Annotated in this window: 11 protein-coding genes; 6 read left to right on the forward strand and 5 right to left on the reverse strand. The window is 52.3% G+C overall.

Annotated features, from left to right (window positions below; translation table 11 throughout):
* The first annotated feature begins 231 nt into the window (after window positions 1–231).
* Window positions 232–1,362 carry a hypothetical protein gene (locus MRY86_RS19655; RefSeq protein WP_293562740.1) on the forward strand — a complete coding sequence of 377 codons (1,131 nt, stop codon included), beginning with the start codon at window positions 232–234 and terminating at the stop codon, window positions 1,360–1,362.
* Window positions 1,334–2,176, forward strand: a complete 843-nt coding sequence (locus MRY86_RS19660) for a tetratricopeptide repeat protein (RefSeq protein ID WP_293562742.1) — start codon at window positions 1,334–1,336, stop codon at window positions 2,174–2,176. Before MRY86_RS19655 ends, MRY86_RS19660 begins: the two co-directional genes overlap by 29 nt.
* A gap of 13 nt (window positions 2,177–2,189) precedes the next feature.
* On the opposite strand, the gene mmuM is transcribed toward MRY86_RS19660, so the two are convergent.
* A complete protein-coding gene (gene mmuM, locus MRY86_RS19665) occupies window positions 2,190–3,125 on the reverse strand; it encodes a homocysteine S-methyltransferase (RefSeq protein ID WP_293562744.1) in 936 nt (311 codons plus the stop codon).
* A gap of 101 nt (window positions 3,126–3,226) precedes the next feature.
* Window positions 3,227–4,174 (reverse strand): hypothetical protein, encoded by a 948-nt coding sequence (locus MRY86_RS19670; protein ID WP_293562746.1) that lies wholly within the window; start codon window positions 4,172–4,174, stop codon window positions 3,227–3,229.
* A 139-nt stretch (window positions 4,175–4,313) separates the two neighbouring features.
* On the opposite strand from MRY86_RS19670, the gene MRY86_RS19675 reads away from it, so the two are divergent.
* The 4 genes from MRY86_RS19675 to MRY86_RS19690 all read left to right on the forward strand — a co-directional run bounded on the left by MRY86_RS19675 (window position 4,314) and on the right by MRY86_RS19690 (window position 7,348).
* On the forward strand, window positions 4,314–5,042 hold the full coding sequence (locus MRY86_RS19675) for a hypothetical protein (protein ID WP_293562748.1): 729 nt from the start codon (window positions 4,314–4,316) through the stop codon (window positions 5,040–5,042).
* A 74-nt stretch (window positions 5,043–5,116) separates the two neighbouring features.
* Complete coding sequence (locus MRY86_RS19680; protein WP_293562750.1) at window positions 5,117–6,097, forward strand: hypothetical protein; 981 nt, start codon at window positions 5,117–5,119, stop codon at window positions 6,095–6,097.
* A gap of 11 nt (window positions 6,098–6,108) precedes the next feature.
* Window positions 6,109–6,666, forward strand: coding sequence for an NUDIX hydrolase (locus MRY86_RS19685; protein WP_293562752.1), 558 nt, complete (start codon window positions 6,109–6,111; stop codon window positions 6,664–6,666).
* Between the two features lie 7 nt (window positions 6,667–6,673).
* Window positions 6,674–7,348 carry a haloacid dehalogenase type II gene (locus MRY86_RS19690; RefSeq protein WP_293562754.1) on the forward strand — a complete coding sequence of 225 codons (675 nt, stop codon included), beginning with the start codon at window positions 6,674–6,676 and terminating at the stop codon, window positions 7,346–7,348.
* Window positions 7,349–7,431: 83 nt separating this feature from the next.
* Here the strand turns inward: MRY86_RS19690 and MRY86_RS19695 are convergent, their stop codons facing one another.
* From MRY86_RS19695 to MRY86_RS19705, 3 genes are all read right to left on the reverse strand, one after another.
* Entirely contained in the window at window positions 7,432–13,422 is a 5,991-nt protein-coding gene (locus MRY86_RS19695) for a GEVED domain-containing protein (RefSeq protein WP_293562755.1), read from the reverse strand.
* Between the two features lie 403 nt (window positions 13,423–13,825).
* Window positions 13,826–18,640, reverse strand: a complete 4,815-nt coding sequence (locus MRY86_RS19700) for a GEVED domain-containing protein (protein ID WP_293562756.1) — start codon at window positions 18,638–18,640, stop codon at window positions 13,826–13,828.
* Window positions 18,641–19,089: 449 nt separating this feature from the next.
* Window positions 19,090–20,337: a sodium:proton antiporter gene (locus MRY86_RS19705; protein ID WP_293562757.1), complete on the reverse strand. Its 1,248-nt coding sequence runs from the start codon at window positions 20,335–20,337 to the stop codon at window positions 19,090–19,092.
* Between the last annotated feature and the right edge of the window lie 122 nt (window positions 20,338–20,459).

The raw sequence follows: 20,459 nt of genomic DNA on the forward strand, positions 1-20,459 counted from the left end.
CATATACATATCCTCTGCTCTGAGGTCTTGCCAATCTATGATTTTCAATGAACTTTTGTACTATTAACAAACGTACGAGCATCTACGCTGAGAAGTAGCTTGCTCCGATGTCGCAAATCTAAGATCCCGACATTTATCGTCGGTGACCACTTCGTATTGCGTATAACCGAAACCGGTATTGAACGGATTCAGGGAATTGGTGTATCCTTTGCTAACCATTACAACAAGCCCATGCGTAAGACTCTTTTCTTCCGGCTCTCTGCGATGCTTGCCTTATGCTCCCTGCTGAGTCAATGCCAACGTAACCATCCGTTGCCGGAAACGGTAGCCGATTACTTCCCACACCCGGCTTTTTTGCAGAAAGGGATCGCCCAAAAGTACTACTTCCACTATCAGCGCCCGGACCAATCCGAAATATGGACCAATATCAACTACCTCACTTACCAAATCAACGATCAGCAGGAGTTGGTTATTACCAATTACGATGCGGACTTCACGCCAAACCGGCTGCGCAGAGTGGTCTTTGATCAAGGGGCGATGAAGGTTTTGGAAGATGTGCAGTACGATGGAGCGGACACAACGCGGTCTGCTATGCTACAGCCCACAATGCGCAACTGGCTCGCCGATACGGCTACGCTGATAAAAGAGAACAAAACCGGCGACCTGACAATTCAATCGACCGAACAGCAAATCCAACGCAAAGATACGCTGATAGAGAACCGGCCGGGGGTGATCTTCTACGGCCAATACGAGGCGACCCGCTACGCTGCGGATGACACCACCTCCTTCTCCAACACCTTTACTGAAACCTACGTGGAAGGACTGGGCCTTTACCATCAGCATTTCCAGTCCGATCGTTTTCAGGGTACGCTGGAGCTGATCGCACAAATGTCAATGCCTGAATTCCGAAAACAGCAGCAACATGGGCTTGAGCGGGTGGCTTATATTGACCCGGGCCGCACTCTGGGCTACCGGCCTGATTTCGAGCTTTGCACCGCTACCGAAGCCATCATTGATTACTACAACGCCGATCCAGATATTCACTATCGGGGCGGAAAGTACGCGCTTTGGAAAGCCATACGACCACAGCTTGAGCCTACTATGCTGGAAAATGCTTCCGGCTATCTGACATTCCGCTTTGTGATCAATTGCGAAGGAGAAGCCGGGCGCTTCACCCTTGAGCCTGCTGATTTGGATTTCCAGCCTACCCAATTCCCGGAAAAGACGGTTGCACATTTAGGTGAAATTACTGCCGGTCTCACCGACTGGCGGCCCGGGCGGCACAAAGGCGAGCCCGCTGATGCTTATGCTTACTTAACCTATAAACTCAAAGATGGTGAACTGGTCGAATTACTTCCTTAGCTTCTTCATTTTGCTTTCGCTCAGCAGCTGTCAGTCCAAGCCTGCACTCTACAAGAAGGCGATCGCTGAAGAGGACTATCCTGCCCTATCAGAACAGTTGATGGGTGGGCGTCACTTTTATTATCAGGGAGCAGTTGGCCACACTTTGGTCATGCAGGAAGCCATGCGCTACGATCCTTCAAGCCCTATCCCGCACCGGGAACTGGGCGCACCAACCGTAAAGCGCGGTATGGCTAAAGACTTTTACCGCCATTATCAAAATGCAATATCCAGAGATCCTGTGCAATGGCAGGGCTGGCGGGGCTACCTGTACCTTTATTTTTACCGGGACTACGAACGGGCCCTTGCCGACTTCCAGGCATTGGACACCCTTACGCCCAACTTTGTAGATTACCCACAGGCCACTTCTGTGCTATTTATGAGCGGCATCTGCTACCTGCAAATGAGTCAGTACGAAGAAGCGATCCGGTTTTTTGATCAGCACATTGCCGAAGAGCTAAAAACCGTGGAAGAAAGCTACATCGGCACCGAAACTTTCCTGTTCAAAGGCATTGCCCGGGCTAAACTGGAGGACTGGAAGGGAGCCAAAGCGACTTTTGAACGCGGCTTGCGCAATGCAGAAGGGAAAAGCGCTGATCTGTGGTTCTGGCTGAGCCAGGCAGCAGCGGAATTGGGCGATACGCCCCAAGCCAGGGAAGCTCTGGAGAACGCCCTGCTACAGTTCGACCAGGGCTACTACCACGACCGCCCCTATGTGGAGGAGTTTTACCAGACTTACCGGGAGCAGTTGGTGGAGTTTGGGCAAGGGTTGTAAGGCGGATATTGCATTACCTAATTTCCCTGCGAAGCCGCTCCCGCAACACCCGAATATCCTCAGGGCGGGTACGGCAACAGCCACCAAGGAGGCCTGCACCCGCCGCCAGCCAGGCTTGCGGCAAAGCACCGAACCCTTTTGGCACCCGATAGGTAGGTAGCCAGCACTGCCGTTCAGCATCCCACCCTTCTCCACTGTTCGGATAGATGATCAGCGGCTTGGAGGTGTGTTGTTTTAAGTTCGACAGTAAGGCCGTGCCCAAATGCGGCGGTATACAATTGAACCCCAGGGCCACGACCTGAGGGTGCGTGCCCAAAAGTTGCCCGACTGCCGATATGGGCTGCCCTTCGCTAATATGAGCGGTATCCTTTGCAGTAAAACTAAACCAGGCTTGCACTTGCGGAAAGGTTTCGAGCAGCCTGAGCAGTACTTCCGCTTCCTGAAGGCTGGGCAGGGTTTCAAAAGCCAGCAAGTCGGGAGCCGCAGCCAGCAGCCACTCAATACGGGGAAGGTGGAAATCCCGAAGTGCCTCATCGGTTAAGCCGTAATGTCCTCTGTATTCCGCCCCATCTGCCAGGTAAGCGCCGTAGGGGCCAACGGAACCCGCGATGAGCGGTGCAGGACCCTCGGGCAAACCAGTCTCCTCAAGATAAGCCACCCGTGCCTCCTGCGCCAGTTCGACACTGCGCTGCACCAGTTCCTTCGCCTGCTTTTCGGTATAGCCTGCCTTTAGAAAGCCTGCCCGTGCCGCCTGATAACTCGCTGTGATTGCCACATCTGCCCCTGCCCGGAAATAATCCAGGTGCACAGACCGAATAAGCTCAGGCTGTTCCTGCAAAATACGAGCAGACCACAAGCCCCCAGACAAATCAGCGCCCCGCTGCTCCAGCTCCGTGGCCAGGGCGCCGTCGAGGACTAGGGGTAACTGCCGGTTGAGTAGTTGATTCATGCAAGCACAAAAAAACCGCCGGCAAAAAATCAATGCCGGCGGTATTACAATATTTGAAGGAAAACGTGGTGTTCGGATTTAAAACTATCCGAATATCATGCTTACAGCCCCTCGAGGGCAAGCATGATATCGGACAGGGACGCCGTTTCGGGCGTTATACTAATGGTCAGATTCTCCATAATAGTGACGGTCTTTTCTTCCAGGAAGTACATGCCTTCCTCTCCTTCTGCGATCACGATTATTTTGGCAGGCTCGCCCGCAGGCAGGCCAGCGCGGCAACAATCGGGGCGCAACGCATTCTCCTCTTCAAAAGGGAGGGTTGTTAAGCCATTATAATCGCGCAGGGCGATGAAAGCAACCGTATTTTTAGCATCGAAGTTGTAAGGCAAATTGAGGCAAACCTCAGCTGTGCCCTGCTCTTCTGACAGGTAAGTACCGCATTTCAGGTAGCCTAGTTCAGGACTGGAAAACTCAAATCCCGGAACGGGCTGCCCGGACTCCGGGTCTTGCAGTTCGACAGAACGCACCGGCGCTTCGCTAAGGCTGTATTCTATCCATTCCAGCGTGCCATCTTCCGCAGCTTTACCGGTGAACAGGCGCATCTGAGAATTATACCGGGCAGTAGCCATCTGAATCCGGATCAGCTCATCGGACTTCAGGCGAAGCTGCTGCCCGCCCTGTTCTACTTCGATAAAAACTGTTCCTGCAGACTCAACAATGCCTTCCACACTGGCGGTGGTAATTCTGTTGCGCAGTAAATCTTCTTTGCTGTAAAGGTCAAGCACTTTTGCCTGAACCATTCCCGACGCTTCCGACCCATCCGGGAGCAGAAAAGCGTTGGGAGGAACAATTACCCGGCCGTAGCCGGGCAATGTTATAAGTTTTTCTTGCGATGCATCCCAACTAATCGGTATAGGATTGGATTGTACCGCCTCAAAGAAGCGGTTGATATTGCCGGAAGTAAGCTCAAGGGGCTGGAATTGGTCAACCTCTTCCACGCACCCCGTCAGTAGCATCGCAATTCCAAAGTATGTAAAAAGCCTTCTCATTCAGTATAGAGATTTGTCTAAACCTCCGGTATTTTCCGGCAATTGGATTGTATGTACAACCTCTAGACCCGCCAAGTTGGCCATCCGTTGCCTGAGGTTGAATTTTTTTTTACTTTCGGTAATACATTCCCAAAATCCTATGCAAGAAAAGCTGTCCTGCCCCGAATGCCGGTCTGTAATCGCCCCTGACCAAATTAACATTAACATGCTGCTGGCCAAGTGCAGTAATTGTGGTTTGGTGTTTAGTTTTGAAGACCGCGCCCCCGCTCCTCCCCCCAAATCGGATACGGCCCCCACCCCTCCACAGGCGAAGGACCGCGGCGATGTTCCTATGCCGCCCGGCATTCAGGCCCAAGCCCTGCTGAGCGAGTTGAATATTCAAATCAGCTGGCGCAACCGGGTGGATGGGTTTCTTACCTTATTCACCGTAGTCTGGAATATTTTTGTCATCCCGTTCGCTGTCTTTGCCGTCATTAGCGGGGAGCTTCAAGTGCTTTTGTTTTTGAGCCTGCACCTTTTGGTTGGAGTTGGCTTTCTATATGTGCTGGTTTCCAATTTGATCAATAAGACGCTCATACAAGTCACCCGCCGGAAATTATTCATTGAACATACACCTCTGCCCGTACCCTTTCGGGGCAATCAAGAGATCGACGCTCAGGATATCCGGCAGCTGTATGTGGAAGAATACGTGGCCAGTACCACCAATGGCCGCCCTAACCTGCGGTATGCCCTCCATGCCCGGCTGCACTCCGGGAAACGGCTCGAACTCATGAAAGGCTTAAAAAACCCCGAGGAAGGCCTATACGTTGAACAGCAAATTGAGCAATTCCTGGATATCGAAAACCAGGCCGAGGCCAAAGAAATTTAACGACTCGTCTATTACCGCTTTACAAGCTGCCGGATTTTCCTTATTTTCTGATTCCAATTGCTAAAACGCATGCTATGAGCCTGAAAGATGATTTAAAGAAATTGCTGTTCGGCGCAAAGTCCGTTGCCCGTTCTGCTGGCCGGAAGGCAGAAGAACAAGGCAAAAAACTGGGCGAGGAGCTCAGCGAACAATCAAAAGATTACTACCAAAAAGCCAAACAACGCATGGAAGAACTGGATGATGAATACCGCCCTAAGGTGAAAAAGAAAGCAGCAGAAGCTCGTGGCTTTGCGGAAGAGCTGGTCAACGAAGCCTTCAATAGCCCTAAAGAGCCCGAAGACCTTAAAAACGACGATATGAACGATAAGAAAAAAGAGGAAAACCCGGCTGAAGAAGAACCGTCCTTTGAAGACATCTTCACCGGTAAAACCACGCCCCCGAAAGAAGAACCCCGATCCAGGGAAAAAGACCCTGATCAGCGGACTAAATTTGATGAATTCAGTGAGGAGTTTTCTAAAGTGGCAGGGGAAGCCGGCCGTAAAGCAGCGGATGTCTCAGAGCGGGTTGGCAAGCGGGTCATTGATGCCAGCGATAAAATCAACGAACGCCTGTTTGAGGAAGGTGAAAAACTTTGGGACAAGGCCAAAGAGAAAGGCAGCAGCTTCATGGACCGCTTCGAGGGCCTTGTGGACAAAGCCAATGAAGAAGCCGAAAAGGAATCCATGGATGACCTGACGGAAAAAGCCAAAGCCATGGATGAAGAACTGGAACGCCGGGTGAAAGAACGCGGCCAGCGCTCCAATGCCGAGAACCTGGAACGGGACCGTAAAAAAGACCCGCTCGGTGGCATGGACAGCTTCTTCGATAAAGCCGAGCGCTATGCCTCCGGCGACTATGCCGATGAGGGTACGCCGGCCGGCAAAGACGTTACCATCCGAAAAGATCCAGACTACAAGCCTAAAGAAAACACTGGAAAAGTCAAGGGCTTCGACGATCTCGACGGAGACGGAGACGAAATCATTGACGATGCCATCCTGGACGACGACGATAAATAAGCTACCCTTACATGAAGGCAACGGTCCGCCCCAACTGGGAACGGCTGCGCTCTGAGCCCGGCCCTGCATTGAAGATTTTTAATGTCCGGTTCGACCATATGCGCAATCCGCGCAACCAAAAGGTAGAGCGCATGGTGGTACTGGAATCTCCGGATGCGGCTAATGTTGTGGCCCGCCGCGCCTCCGACGGTGCCCTGCTGTTTGTGGAACAATACCGGTTTGGCATTGGCCGGTACACGCTGGAACTGCCCGGAGGCATGGTCGATGCAGGAGAAGCACAAGAGGTAGCTGCCCGCAGAGAACTTTTGGAGGAAGCCGGTGCAAAAGCTGCATCCTGGCACTTTCTGGGTAAGATACCGTCCAACCCCGTCTTTCAGGACAGCTACATTTTTCACTGGCTGGCCGAGGAAGTAACAGTCGTACAGCCGCCGACCCTCGATGATGGGGAAGATGTATACCTGCACTGGCTCCCGGAGGCGGAAGTCCGAAGGCGGCTCTTCAGCGGGCAGTTTGAGCACCCGCATACCGTCAATGCCCTGCTCTTGTATTTTCATCATCTTCAAAAATAATGCACCCATGCGCCCCCCTGCCTTTGCCGAAGCTCATGCCCTGGTCTTTGATGCCTACGGTACCCTCTTCGATGTCAGCAGTATCGATCAGGCGCTGCAGGCTGAATTTGGCCCACAGGCTTCTCAAATTGCTCCGGTATGGCGGCAAAAACAGCTGGAGTACACCTGGCTGCGCTCGCTCATGGACCGGTACAAAGACTTCTATGCGCTTACAGAAGATGCGCTCGTTTACGCCCTGCAGGCCACTGGCACCCACGCCAAACTGGACCAAATCCGGACGGTCATGAGCGCCTATTACGAACTTAAAGTTTTCCCGGATGCGCTTGAAGCCCTCCCCTTGCTTGCAGAGCACTACCGCCTGGCCATCCTTTCCAACGCCAACCCTTCCCTTCTGGAGCGGGCCTGTGCTTTTAGTGGCATAGATACCTACTTCGAGCAACTACTCAGCGCCGATGCGCTAAAGGCTTACAAACCCACTCCTGCCGTTTACCATATGGCAGCTGAGGGGCTGGAGTTAGAACCCAGCCAAACTGGTTTTATCTCTGCCAATACCTGGGACATCGCTGGTGCGGCCTCTGCCGGTTTGCCGACCGCATGGCTCAACCGGAAGAGTGGGGTGCCTGAGGTTTTGGGGTATGCACCCGGGCAAATCATCCAATCTCTCCTACAGTTGGTTGCATAAAAAAAGCCACCGGTTACTGCATAAATGCAGCACCGGCAGCTTCAGAAACCTGATACCTTAATTCTTAGGGTAGCGGTTTACCTTCAGTGTGCGACCTGAAGGGGTAAACGCCACATCTTATCTTTACTGACCACCACCATCCAATACATACCGTGTGATAAATCGGCGGTGGGCACAGTCATTTGCTGGAAGCCCGCAGACAGGACTGCTTCGTGGTACCAAAGCCTGGCGCCATCTGCTTTGAACAGGCTAAATTGTACGCGGCCTTCTTCCGGTTGCGTCCATTCCAGTGTCGCTTGATAGCTGGCTGGGTTCGGGAACACTTTGGGTGCAGCTACCTCTGGCATATCCTGGCTTGCCGTATGGTGTCTTTGCTGCTTTGGCTCAGGACTATCGTTAGACGTTTGCAGCGGATCAACGCCTGGAGGTGGATCCTGCGTAGAAACAATCAGGGTATAATCCTCCGTTTCGCCCCAGATGTAGTCTTCACAGGGGTCGATATTCGGAGCGTAACTCATAATAACCCGCATACGGGTCTGCCCCGGCGTAGCTGAAGCTGGAATCGTGAATGCCCCTCCATTCTGGAAGGGGTAATTGTTGCGGGTGTACACTTCTTCTCCCGGGTCATCGAAGTCGCCATCAATATTGAAATCTACATAAACGCCCCAGTTTTCCGGAATCGGAGAACCATTGAAACCGGGTGTGAGCGTAAAATCAATCTCATCACCGATGATCGCAGCATGCTGCATGGCCAGGAAGTTACCGTAGCCACCGTTATTGCCGGAGTTATTGGTGATATCGCCGATCTGTACACTGGCCAGCCACTCCATGACAGAGCTTGCCGCCGCTGCACTACAATAGATCAGCGGCTCGACCACTTCCACCGTGTACTCTTCCACTTCTCCGTAGGCCACATTTGCACAGGGCAGTGGGGGGCTGCCGTACTTCATGGAAACCCGCATGGTGTAAGTGCCTTCCGCCACGGTTGCAGGCAGCGCCATCAGGCCTGTCACCTCTGTATTCGATGGCCCGGAAGTGTAAAGTAGTTCACTCGGGTCTGAATAATCACCATCCTGGTCAAAATCAATCCAAATGCGCCAGTATTCATTGAAGGCGAAAGCGGCGTAGCCGGGGGTCAGAACAAAAGGATTGGTCGTGCCGGATTCCAGTGTGATGAGCAGCGTGGGGTCGTCTTTAAAATCCCCCAGCCCTCCATTATTGCCACTTTGGTGCTCGAAAGCCCCGAATGCCAGTTTTTCAATCCACTCATACTGTGTGGAATTGCCGCGGGAGTCACAATTTGACGGAGCGGTATCTTCAATGATAAAGGACAGCGTTGTGGAACACCCATTCGCATCTGTAACGGTGACCTGATAGCTGCCTGCCCCCAGGTTGCTGGAAGAAGCTGAAGAAAGCCCGTTGCTCCAGTTGTAAGTGTAGGGCGATGTGCCGCCATTGGCATTAAGGGTAGCGCTGCCATTGGTGCTTACACTGGCTGGCGTTGTGGTAACACTCGCATTGAGTACCGATGGCTGCTGCACCACAATATTGGCAGAAGCCTGGCACCCCAGCACATCCACAACCGTGAGGCTATAACCGCCGGCTGAAATATTCTCCAGCGTCGCCGTATTGGCACCGGTATTCCAAACGTACTGACCGTAGTTGCCTGAACCACCAGAGACGACCGAGGTGACACGGCCATCGCTTCCACCATTACAGGAAACAGCTTCAGCCGTAAGGGAAACTTCCAATTCGTTAATCTTCATCACTTCTGTGGAAGCGACTGCGGTGCAGCCATTCTGATCTGTTACAGTCACCTGATAGACATTAGGGTTGAGCCCGGAGATGGTGCTCGTAGTCCCGCCGTTGCTCCACAGGTAAGTATAATTGCCCGTACCGCCTGATGCGGTTACAGAAGCGACCCCATTGGCCGCACCTGTGCAGGTAGCATCTGTTGATTCTGTTTCTAAATCAATCGCTGCTGGTGCGGTCAGGTTGATGGTACTTGAAGTTTGGCAGCCATTCTGGTCCGTTACGGTAACCGAATACGCACCTGCGCCAAGTCCGCTCAGGTTTTGGGCGGTACTGCCGGTACTCCATTCGTAGCTGTATGGAGCCTGCCCACCACCTACGATCAGGGTCAGGGCTCCATCATTGGCTCCTGCGCAATCCGGATTATTCCGGATGAAGCTTAACGTAATGGACGGTGTTTGGGGTACATTGACGGAAGCGATTTCGACACAACCGTTGGCATCCGTTACAGAAACGGTTAATCCACCAGGCATCAGCCCGGTCGCGGTGGATGTCGTAGCTCCATTGCTCCACAAATAGCTGTAAGGCGGCGCACCTCCGGTAAGACTCACTGTAGCAGAAGCACTGCCGCCGGAGCAACTTGCCGCAGCGGCAGAGACCGACAGAGACATGGAAGAGGCCGTCTGAACGATAGCTTGTTCAACAGCACTGCAGCCGTTGGCATCCGTTACCGTAAGAATATAAACTCCAGGCTGAAGCCCGGTCGCGACGCTGCCCTGTGCCCCATTGCTCCAATTATAGCTGTAAGGGGAGGCTCCGCCGGTGACCGTAGCAGTAATGCTGCCTGTGCCGCCGGTATTGCAGGCCACATTTGTTGCGCTCAGGGTGACATCAATCGGGGTTGCGGCACCAACGATGGCACTCCGCTGCACTGCACACCCATTGGCATCCGTGACCGTAACGGTGTAGGCACCGGGGCTTAGATTGTGAATCGACAAGTTATTGGAGCCATTGCTCCATTGAACAGTATAATTGCCCGAACCGCCTCCAATAGATTGAATGGAGGCACTTCCATCGTTATTGCCAAAACAGGAGACCGGCGTTGCTGTAACTTGTGTGGTCACCGGGTCGGGTTCTCCCAGGATGGTTTGAGCCTGCGTTGTACACCCATCTCCATTCGCTACCGTGACGCTGTAGGCCCCAGCACTGAGCCCGGTAACATAAGAGCCCGTGCTACCGTTGCTCCATTGGTAGGCGTAATCTACCTCCAGGCCTTCACTAACCGTCACACTGATAATGCCGTCTGGAACTCCGCTACAGCTCGGCTCCACTGTATTGAAGCTGACCTGCAGTGGGTTAGGCTGAGCAACTGATATCATTTCAGTTACGCTTTGGTTGCCATCCGAAACCGTAACGATGTAGGTGCCAGCAGGAAGATTGCTTACACTTGACCCTGTGGCGCCATTGCTCCAGGTGTAGGTGTAACTGCCACTACCGCCTGTTGCCACGACGGTTGCACTTCCGTTATTACCGCCGTTGCAGGTTACCGGGTTGATATTTGTAACCTGCACGGTAAATTCGCTGCCGCCTGAGTTATTCAGGCAGAAAGGCGTCACCTCCTGGCTTCCAAACTGCCCGCCACTGGCCAGCAGCACACCATTTTCATCCCGTACTTCATAGGAACCATTGCCGTTTGAGCCACAGCACATGCCATCATTATAGGAATCTTTTATGATAAACTCGAAACAACCATAGGGCAGGCATTCCGTTACCGTCAGGGAAGACATGGGGCCCTGTCCAAGGTAGGGCCCTCCGGCAGCCACCACATTCCCGGAATCGTCCCGGATTTCCCAGCTTGTCTCCTGAGGCCTGAAATCGAAGTTGAGGGTAATGTCAACTTCCGTCTGGCAAGCGAAGAAGGTATGGGGCTCGGCTTCCGTGCGCCGTCCAAATCCACTGCCTGCAATACCTGCCTCAATGGCGTACCAGCCTTCCTCTCCGGAAGGGGCTGCCATATCAAAGCTGGTGCCGCTGGTGGTCCCCTGCAGCTCCATAAATTTAGCGCCCAGGCGGTATATTCTGTAGATGTTGGCTCCGTTGACGGGGCTCCAGGTCAGGCGGACCTGATTACCGGGTATGGTACTCACCTGGAAGTTGGGTTGCCCAATGATTGCCAGGTTACCGTTCGTACTGCTAACCTGACTACCGCGGCGCACCCGGACCTGCACGGTACCACTGGCTATGTTAGGCACATTCCAGTTGAAGTGCCGACGGGTGCCCACGATGCTGCTCGCGATGTTATTCCAGGAATTACCTCCGTTGGTAGAGTATTCCAGCGTAAAGGAGCCATTGGAGCCATAGGCATCCCAGCGTATGGTGGTGGACTCTCCGGGTACAAGCCCGTCCCCTGCCTGTGGGTAAACCAACTTCACTTCGTCGTAAAGGAAGGTATAAACAACTACGTAGTCCTGAGTAAGGCTTGGAACCAGATAACCGTCTACTTTTACTGTGTAATTTCCGGAGGCGGGATCCTTAATGCTAACTTGCTCCACATTATTTATGCGGTCGATGCCATTGTAGGCTGGCTTCGTGATACTGTCAATGTGTGGCACCGTGCTCAGCTTCCAGGGGTGGCGCACCTGCCCGCCCGGCGTGGCTACCGATAGGTCCAGGTCATTCACCAGGGACTTCGCAGCGACGGTAGAGCCTTCCGCGTCCGTCCAGTAAACCATAATCCGGACTTCCTTGACATTTATCGGAACGAAAACCGTATGCAGATTGGAAGAACCATTACTAACCGTAGCTTCCAAAAACTGCTCGTTTTCGATGACTTCCAATGCCCGGCCGGCATGTACCCGGCCCCAGCCGAAGTCGTAGTCCGGACCTGGGTTGCCAAGGTCATCAGCCGTGTTCAGTAAGGTACCTTTGATCAGGGCTGCTGTGGGTTCCTGATTCCGGATTTCACGGAAAGCTTGTACGAGTGAGGCTGCCGTACCTGCCAAAAATGGAGAAGCCGCAGAAGTCCCTCCTCCAGGACCGTAGCCATTATTCGGGCGGGTGGAATAATTCCCTTGTCCGTGACCACTCAGGTCAGGCTTGATACGACCATCAACGGTAGGGCCACGGCTGCTTGAGGCGACTCTGTTGTCGTCATAGAACAGGTTTGCTATGGCCAGAACGTTTTTGCCTGCTTTGCGGCCTCCGGTGATGTTGCCGTATCTGAAGTTGTTCTTCACCAGTGACCCATAAACCGGGCTACAGGCTGAGGAGGCGCTGTTGCCTGCCGAAAAGAAATGCAAAAGATATCCATTATCATACACCTGCTTATCAATATCCCGCGACGTAGAGGTATAGACCCCGCCACACCCCTCGCCGAAGGAGGAGGAGGTAACAACAAAACCTTCACTGGCCTGCAGGCTCGAGGAAGCATTGATATGAGGATAGCCGGAAATATCGTAAAGCTTCAGGGAAGCGCCCGGTGCAGCACCGATACCGAGTGGATCAATATTGCCCGCACCGCCAGCCAGGCCAAGCGTCATATCTCCGTGCGTACCAAAGTTGGTATTGGTCAAATCTTGTAAGCGCCCACGGAAGTCCTCATGGCTAACTCCGCCATCGTCCCCGATCAGAATGAATACCCCTTCCCCATCATACATCAGCCCGGGCCCGGGGCTGAGCAGGTTTAGCCGGTGAGAAGTCCGGCCAATGAACCCTTCGTGAACAGGTGGTGCTTCGGGGAGATTCACATATTGTATAGCAGGATGGCGCGCAATGCTCAAAAGGCTGTCCTCGGGTATGGTAAGCGACAACGCTGAAGGCAGGGTATCCACCGGTGAATAGCCGAGCCCTTCGAGCGCGGCTTTCAGAGAAGACTGCGTAATACTCGGCCAGGGGCTTACCACGATGTCCAACAAGCCATTGTTGTAGGCATAAGCGGGGAAGCTTCCTGTGGCCAGCGGCGTCGATAATTTGAAGCTGCCATCGTACGGAGCGAGCGCACGGGCCTGAAGCTCACTGAAGTTCATGGATTCCGGCACCTTGGCCAGGTAAGCGTAGTTGGGGATATAGGCGAATAGATCTACACCATCCTGCTCCAAAACCTGGAGCACATTATCGTCTGGTATCGCATCAAACTGAACGATGATGTAGTAATTTCCTTCGTACAAAAAGTCAGTGAATAAGGAATCGCTCTCTGAGCTGGGCAATGCGAAGGCATCAGATGGAACGGCTCCTGACTGGAAACTGACGCCATAATCCTGTGCTGCCAATGGCGAAACTCCGATTAGAATAAAAAGAACGATGAACAGTAAAGTACATCTCATATCCTGTCTGCGTTTTGTCTGGGTGCTGCAGTTCATGCCTGAATAGCCAGCCATGAGCTACCTCAAATAAGTTTTCATTGCATAAAATGGATGAGGTTTTAAGCCATTGGCTTAATACCTGATCCAGCCCCGTGGATATACCTCAGGGTAGTTTTGTGTTTGCAAAAATTGTGTGAAGTTCCGTGTTTGCTGACAGTTTCCTGTAACCTAAAAAAAGGGGAGTATTCAGCTCGGCATTGCGTGAGAAGTGATGAAGTCTTACGTTAATTTAGATTTCATCTTGTCTTACAAAGTTATGTGAATAAAACTTATAAGTCAAATCTTAAACACGTTTAAATTGTGACATAGCCGATATATTTATTTTATTTGAATATTATGCCGCATAAACGACAATTGCCCCCAATCACTGTTTAATGATATTTTGCGTCATGGTCTTCTCTCCCACTCTTACCTGTAATTGATACAAGCCCGGCGGCACCTGGTGAAGCGAGAGCCGGAACTGCTGAATACCGCGGCTGCTCTCCGGTAAATCCCGAAGCACAACCCGTCCCAACCCATCGAAAAGCACTGCCTCGACGGGGCCCTCTTCTTCCTGAACAAAAGCGCAATGCAAAGTGCCTGCCGCAGGTACCGGCCATACTTTCAAGGCTCCAGACTGATGAGCAACCTCCCCAACCCTGTTCTGTAGGGAGGAAGGCCCATTACCGGCACTTCTCAAACCGTTACCTTGCTCTAGCATCAGTTGATAGTCCTCGACTTCACCCCAGGAAAAGGCACCACAAGGGTTCAGCAAAGCATTCCATCGCATCTGCACCCTTACCAAAAGCGGGCCGGGCATAGTAGATTCTGGTATTTCCAGCATGCCACTGACCGGTCCTACTGCAGGGCCGGATTGGTAGACCAATTCATTGTCGTGGTTAAAAATCCCGTCCCGGTTGAAGTCTGCCCAAACGCTCCAAAACTCTACCATCGGAGCAGCACCGTACCCAGGAGTAAGGGTCATTGACAATGACATGCCGGGGCTTACTGTATGTGACAGGTGAGTGTGGTTGCCATATCCTCCATCATTGCCGGAAATATAGGCCAACCCTCCGATCTGTACACCTTCAATCCACTCCTGGGAAGTACTCTGCCCAGTTGATGTGCAATACTCAACCGGACTAACGACCCGGAGGAGGTAGTCTTCCGTTTCTCCATAGAGGGCAACGCCGCAGGGATCCGGTGGGGCGAGAAAGCTCTGACTAACACGCATGACCTTCAACCCGGGCGACAGCTCCTCGGGCAATTGAAGCAAAAAGGAAAGCTCCGCTGTGTTTTGTTGTCCGGAATGAAAAACCCGCTCCCCCTGATCTTCAAAGTCCCCATCTTCATTCAGGTCTATCCATACGCGCCAGAAAACGGGCAAGGTGCCGCCCTGAAAGCCGGCCGAAAGTGACACGTTGCATAGCTGACCGGCCCGCACTGAAATCATCATGCCCGCTGAATCCACAAAAGATTCATAAGTTGTTGCATTCTGGCCGGTCTGCCGGACCATCGTATCTACCTGAACCGCCTCTATCCAGTTGTAAGCATTATTGCTTACGGCCGGCTGACAATGCTCTGGTGCTTCGGAGGAAACCTCTTCACTGAAGATACGCTGGCAGCCATTGGCGTCGGTAATGGTCAATTGATACACTTCGCTTTCACTGATGGTCATCGTAGAAGCGGTAGAACCATTTGACCATTGGAAACTATAGGGAGGGACGCCCCCGAAAACCGAGACCTCCAGGTGGTTCAGGGTGTCCGTATAGGTAATATTGGCCCCAATCTGCGGCGGGCTGGCCAGTTCGATTTGCCCGGTCGCCGTACAGCCCAGCACGTCTGTTACTGTTAGCTGATAGTTCCCCGGTGCCAGGCTGGTTGCTGTGGATAAGTTGCTGCCATTGCTCCACTCATACTGGTAGGGAGGGTATCCTCCGACCACCGAAGCGAAAGCAGCCCCATTTTCTTCATCTGCACAAGCAGGCGCATCTCCAGCCAGGTACAAAGCCAAAGGGCTGGCATCCAAAACCTGAGCAGTAGCCGCTACAGAGCACCCTTTGCTATCTTGCACCGTGACAGAATAGCTGCCTGCCGGAATTTGCTGCAATTCCTTGCCCGTATCACCAGTACTCCAATAGTAATAGTAAGGTGCTGTCCCTCCGGAAACCATAGCACTGGCCATGCCGGTATTTACCGTACCACAACCGGAATCTTCAGTAGCAATCACGGCACTTAACGGAGCTGGTTCTGATATGACCAAGCCAGACGTTACGCTGGTGATCTGATCAGAGATGGTGACCGTGTAATTGCCCGCCGGCAAACCTGTTATTTGCTGGGTGGTGGCACCGGTGCTCCAGTTGAAGGTATAAGTGCCAGTTCCTCCATTTGGATAGGCAATTGCCCAGCCGTCCGTTGCGCCGTTGCAACTGACGGATTCTGTTGCTGTCGTAAAAGCCTGTAAGGCCGGGTGATTGGACTCCATGCAGAAATAAGCCGTGCCATTGCCACCAAAGTGGCTCCCTTCAGCCAGCATATGCCCCTGCCAGTTAAAAAGTTCGTACTTGCCTTCACCATCTTCACAGCAAAGGCCATCGTGGCCGCTGTCCTGTACAGAAAGCGTAAAGCAGCCATCCGGCAGACAGATCGGGATCTCCAGTATTTCACCGGCAAGATAGTCCGGGTAGGGGCCGGCTATCATCAGATCTTGCCCGGTTTCATCTGCCAGGGTCCACGTGGTTTCTCCGGGCTTGTCATCCAGAAAAAGTTTAAGCACCGCCTGGTTATTGCAAACCGATTGGCGGTAAAAATGAGCTTTAGCCCGTGGCCCTGCGCTTCCATCAGCTGTCTTGGCACGTATGCTAAACCAGTTGCCGCTACCCTGCGGAATTGAAAACTCGAAAGCCGTTTGGCTCGTTTCGCCCAAAGGCTCCATATACTGCTCCCCAAGCGCAAATACCTCGTAAGCCGCAGCACCTTCCACCGGCGCCCAATGCATGGTCGCTTTGTGGATCCCCGTTTGTTCGATAAAGAAGCCCGGCTTGCCCAAAATGGTGAATGGCGCTGATACGCTGCTCGACTGAGCCGTACTTAACCGGACCTGATACTTACCAGACAAACCCGCCGGTACTTTCCAATTGTACAGCCAGCTGTGCCCCGAAAGGTTGGTGGCAATCGTTGTCCAGCCGCCCGATCCCACCTTTCGGTAAGCCAGTGCCAAAGGCCCTGTAGCATCAGCCTTGTCCCAAACCACTTTGAGCTGATCGCCGGGCGCTACCGTTGTTTGCGCTACAGGGTGGCGGATATCCAGCCCTGCGGATTCAAACCGGTAAACGATGAATGCAGATTGTGGCCCCTCTGGAACGAGGTACCCTTTAAGTTTTATGGTGTAGTTGCCGGGAGCAGGGTCCTTAATCACTACTTGCTCCACATTATTTAACCGGTCAACGCCCGGTTTGGCATTAGCCGTCAGGCTGTCAGGGTGGGGATAGCTCGACAAAACCAGGGGGTGGTACAATTGCCCTTCCGGTCCCAGCACTCGCAGGTCGAGGTCATTGACCAGGGCCTTTTCCGCAATCGGAGCACCAGCGACATCGTGCCAAACCGCCATCACCTTTACGGCTGATGCGCCCTCCGGAACGACCAAAGAAAAGGTACGCTCGCCCCCGTGGCTTAGCTTGGTAGAATAAAACTGCTGGTTCTGAATCATCTCCAAAGCAGAACCTGCATCAGCCAGCCCCCAGCCATGCTGAAAATCAGGCCCGGGCCGGCCAATATCTCTGGCGCCATTCAACAGTGCTGCCTTCAGAAGGGCAGAAGGAGGGTCCTGATTGCCAAAGAGGGCACGATAGGCCTGAGTCAGCCGGGCCAGGATGCCTGCAATCACCGGAGCGGAGGCGGAGGTGCCACTGGCTGTAATATAGCCGTTGCCCGGACCATTGGCTATAGCATTTTGCCCTACAGCAACAATGTCTGGCTTAAGGCGACCATCTTCCGCCGGCCCAATACTGCTGCTTTGGGCCAGGATACCATCTGTATCCACATTCCCAACCGTAAGCCCGTTTTTTGCAGCCTTCCGCCCCCCGGTGAGGTTAGCGAAAGACATAACCTGGTCAAATTCGATGAGCCCGTAGACCTCACTACAGGTGCTCCCCCCTCCGTTGCCTGCAGAAAAGCAATGCATGAGCACTGGAAAAAAATGCATCTGATCGTCAAGTGCAGCTGCTTTAGAGCTGTAAAAGCCACCACAACCATCACCGTAGGAGGTAGAAGTGATGGTCACCCTGTGCTGATTGTAATTTTCTACTGCGGCTTCGTGGTGCAGGTAATCCAAAATAAAACTCAGGTGGACCTTCGCTGCGGGAGCCAGGCCTTGTGCTTCGGGCAACAGATTACCTGCCCCGGCCGCAATGCTAGTGGTCATTTCCCCGTGGCTCGTACCAAAGTCATCACTAAGGTCTACAATCAGCCGGTTCTTGAGGTCTTTGTGGAATACATTCCCATCATCAGCTATACCAATAACTACATGCTCACCGGTGAATATGCCTTCTGCGATATTGTGCATGATTGGTGCCCCGACAACGGCCCCGTTTTGAAGCCCTTCCGGAACAGGAGCCTGCTCAGCTGCTTCTATCAACCAAACGCCAGGATGGGCAGCTATGGCAGGAATGGCTTCCACTTCTACGATGCCTTCCAGAAAGCCCTTCTGATGCTTTTCAGGTTTGAATGCAGCGGGCAGCTCTGACAGAAGCTCCCGGGCATCATAGCCGGGCATAGGATGCACCGCTATTTTTACGGCACCACTGCTACGGTTTATGGCAGTAGCACAACTCCTGGCAATTTTGAAAGTGCCAAGCATAGGCAGCAAAATGGGAAAGGGTAAGTCAGCAGGAGAAAGGCGGCCAGATAGGCCTACCAGATAGGATTGGTCAGGCAGGTATTGGATAAAACGTAAGCCCTGCTCTTCCCAGTTTTCCCGCTCCACTTTTGAGGGCAGGTCTGCAAATTGAACGATTAGAAATGTCTCGCCCTGGAAAGTATATTCCTCCCAGGATTGCGCTGACCGGGCCCGATGGCTCAGAGCTTTGGCTGCATCTGCTGTAAGCGATACCGCCTGAAGTCTTAAAGGTGTGGCTTGCTGTGCATAGCTAAGGGTACTAATCAGCAGCAAGAATACTAGTGATAGTATGCTATTTCTCATGTTTTTGTGCAATTACCAGTACTTGCTTTTGCAGCATTAGTACCGCTTGCAGCTTGGGTTAGGCTGCAAGTGTTTAGGTCATCTTATTAAGTGGTCGTTTGCTGTGTGCTGCTTCTGCACCTCCTTAAACTGGGGGTATAGGCTTCCTCATAGATTACTTGGGTTTTGCAGCAAGGCACGCCTTTACTGCTATTTTATGTTTGGGCAATAGCCATTAAATCCAACTTAGTGTTGTTGTGTGGGGAGGATGTGCCTGTAAGGAACTTACACTATGGGGAAGAAGGACGCTTTGAATTATTATCAAAACATCACAATATTACAAATATAACAAAATCATAGATATAAATCCAGCTTCTTAATAACTTTTTCAAAAAAAAATCAAAAGCCGCTCTATTTAAAACCATGATTATAAGCACCTTACAAGAAAAACCAGCGCTTTGGTGTGAGGTTTAGCTTTGCTCTCCCTGTACATTCTTAACAAGCCGGCCAACGGTAAGCCCCTGAACGATAATGGAGAAGACGACGACAATATAAGTAATGGTAAGAATCGGTGTCCGGCTCATATACTCAGAAAGTGACAGAGCAAGTGCAATAGATATGCCCCCCCTGAGCCCGCCCCAGGTCATAATCAGGTTGGTCTTAGGGAAAAAATTCAGCCGGCTACGGAAAAGGGCAATAGGTGTGGCCAGAGCCATAGCCCGGCACAACAAGACCATAGGTATGGCGATCAAACCGGCAACTACGTATTGTTGATCAAATTGCAAAATGACAATTTCCAGCCCGATCAGAACGAATAATACGGCATTAAACAGTACGTCCATGAGCTCCCAAAACTTATCCACATAGCGTTCTGTCTGCTCGGACATAGAAGACGTCCGGAACCGTTCATGCCCAACCATAAGCCCGGCGACCACCATGGCCAGTGGCCCGGAAAAATGCAGCGCACTAGCCAGTAAATAACCGCCCATGACCATAGCGAGTGTGACCAAAACTTCAACCTCGTAGTCGTCAATCGTCCGCATCATATAGTAAGCAAGGTAACCCAGCCCCAGGCCAAGCGCAACACCACCACCGACTTCTTCAAGAAACAGGAAAGCCACTTCTCCGGCGTCAAAATGGCCGGCGCCAGATTGTGCAAGCTGGTAAATCGTAATAAACACCACCACACCAATGCCATCATTGAAAAGGCTCTCACCAACAATTTTAGTTTCCAGGCTTTTGGGCACGCCTGCTTGCTTGAGGATCCCAAGTACAGCAATCGGATCAGTGGGTGAAATCAGCGCTCCAAAGAGCAGGCAGTGAAGAAAAGAAATGGAGATACCGAGCGCATTGAAAAGGAAAAACGAAAGCGCTCCCACTAAAAAAGTCGAGGTGATGACCCCAAGCGTAGCAAACAGGAGTATCGGCCAGCGCATGCTACTCAGAGACCTGAAATCAACATGCAGGGCACCGGCAAAAAGCAAAAAGCTCAACATACCCTCCATAAGTACTTTATGGAAATCAATTTGCTCCACAAGGCTTTTCTCCATCTCAAATAATGCCGGATAGAACTGACTGATGCCCATCGTAAGCAGGGAGAACCCCAGAGAAATGATCATCAGCCCGATAGTGACGGGCAGCTTTAGAAAACGCACGTTGATATAACCGAAGATAGCGGCTACAACGATCAGGATGGTAAGGATAGTAAACAGGTCCATGATTGCTTCGTTTTGTTGGCGTACCAGCCACTCGCAAATATAGGACGCTATCCTCACTTTCTGCCTCTGCTTTCAAAAAGAAAACCCGGTATGACTGATCACACCGGGCAATGCTTTTTGGG

The organism is Phaeodactylibacter sp. (assembly GCF_022763345.1).
In the GTDB taxonomy this organism is placed as follows: Bacteria; Bacteroidota; Bacteroidia; order Chitinophagales; family Saprospiraceae; genus Phaeodactylibacter.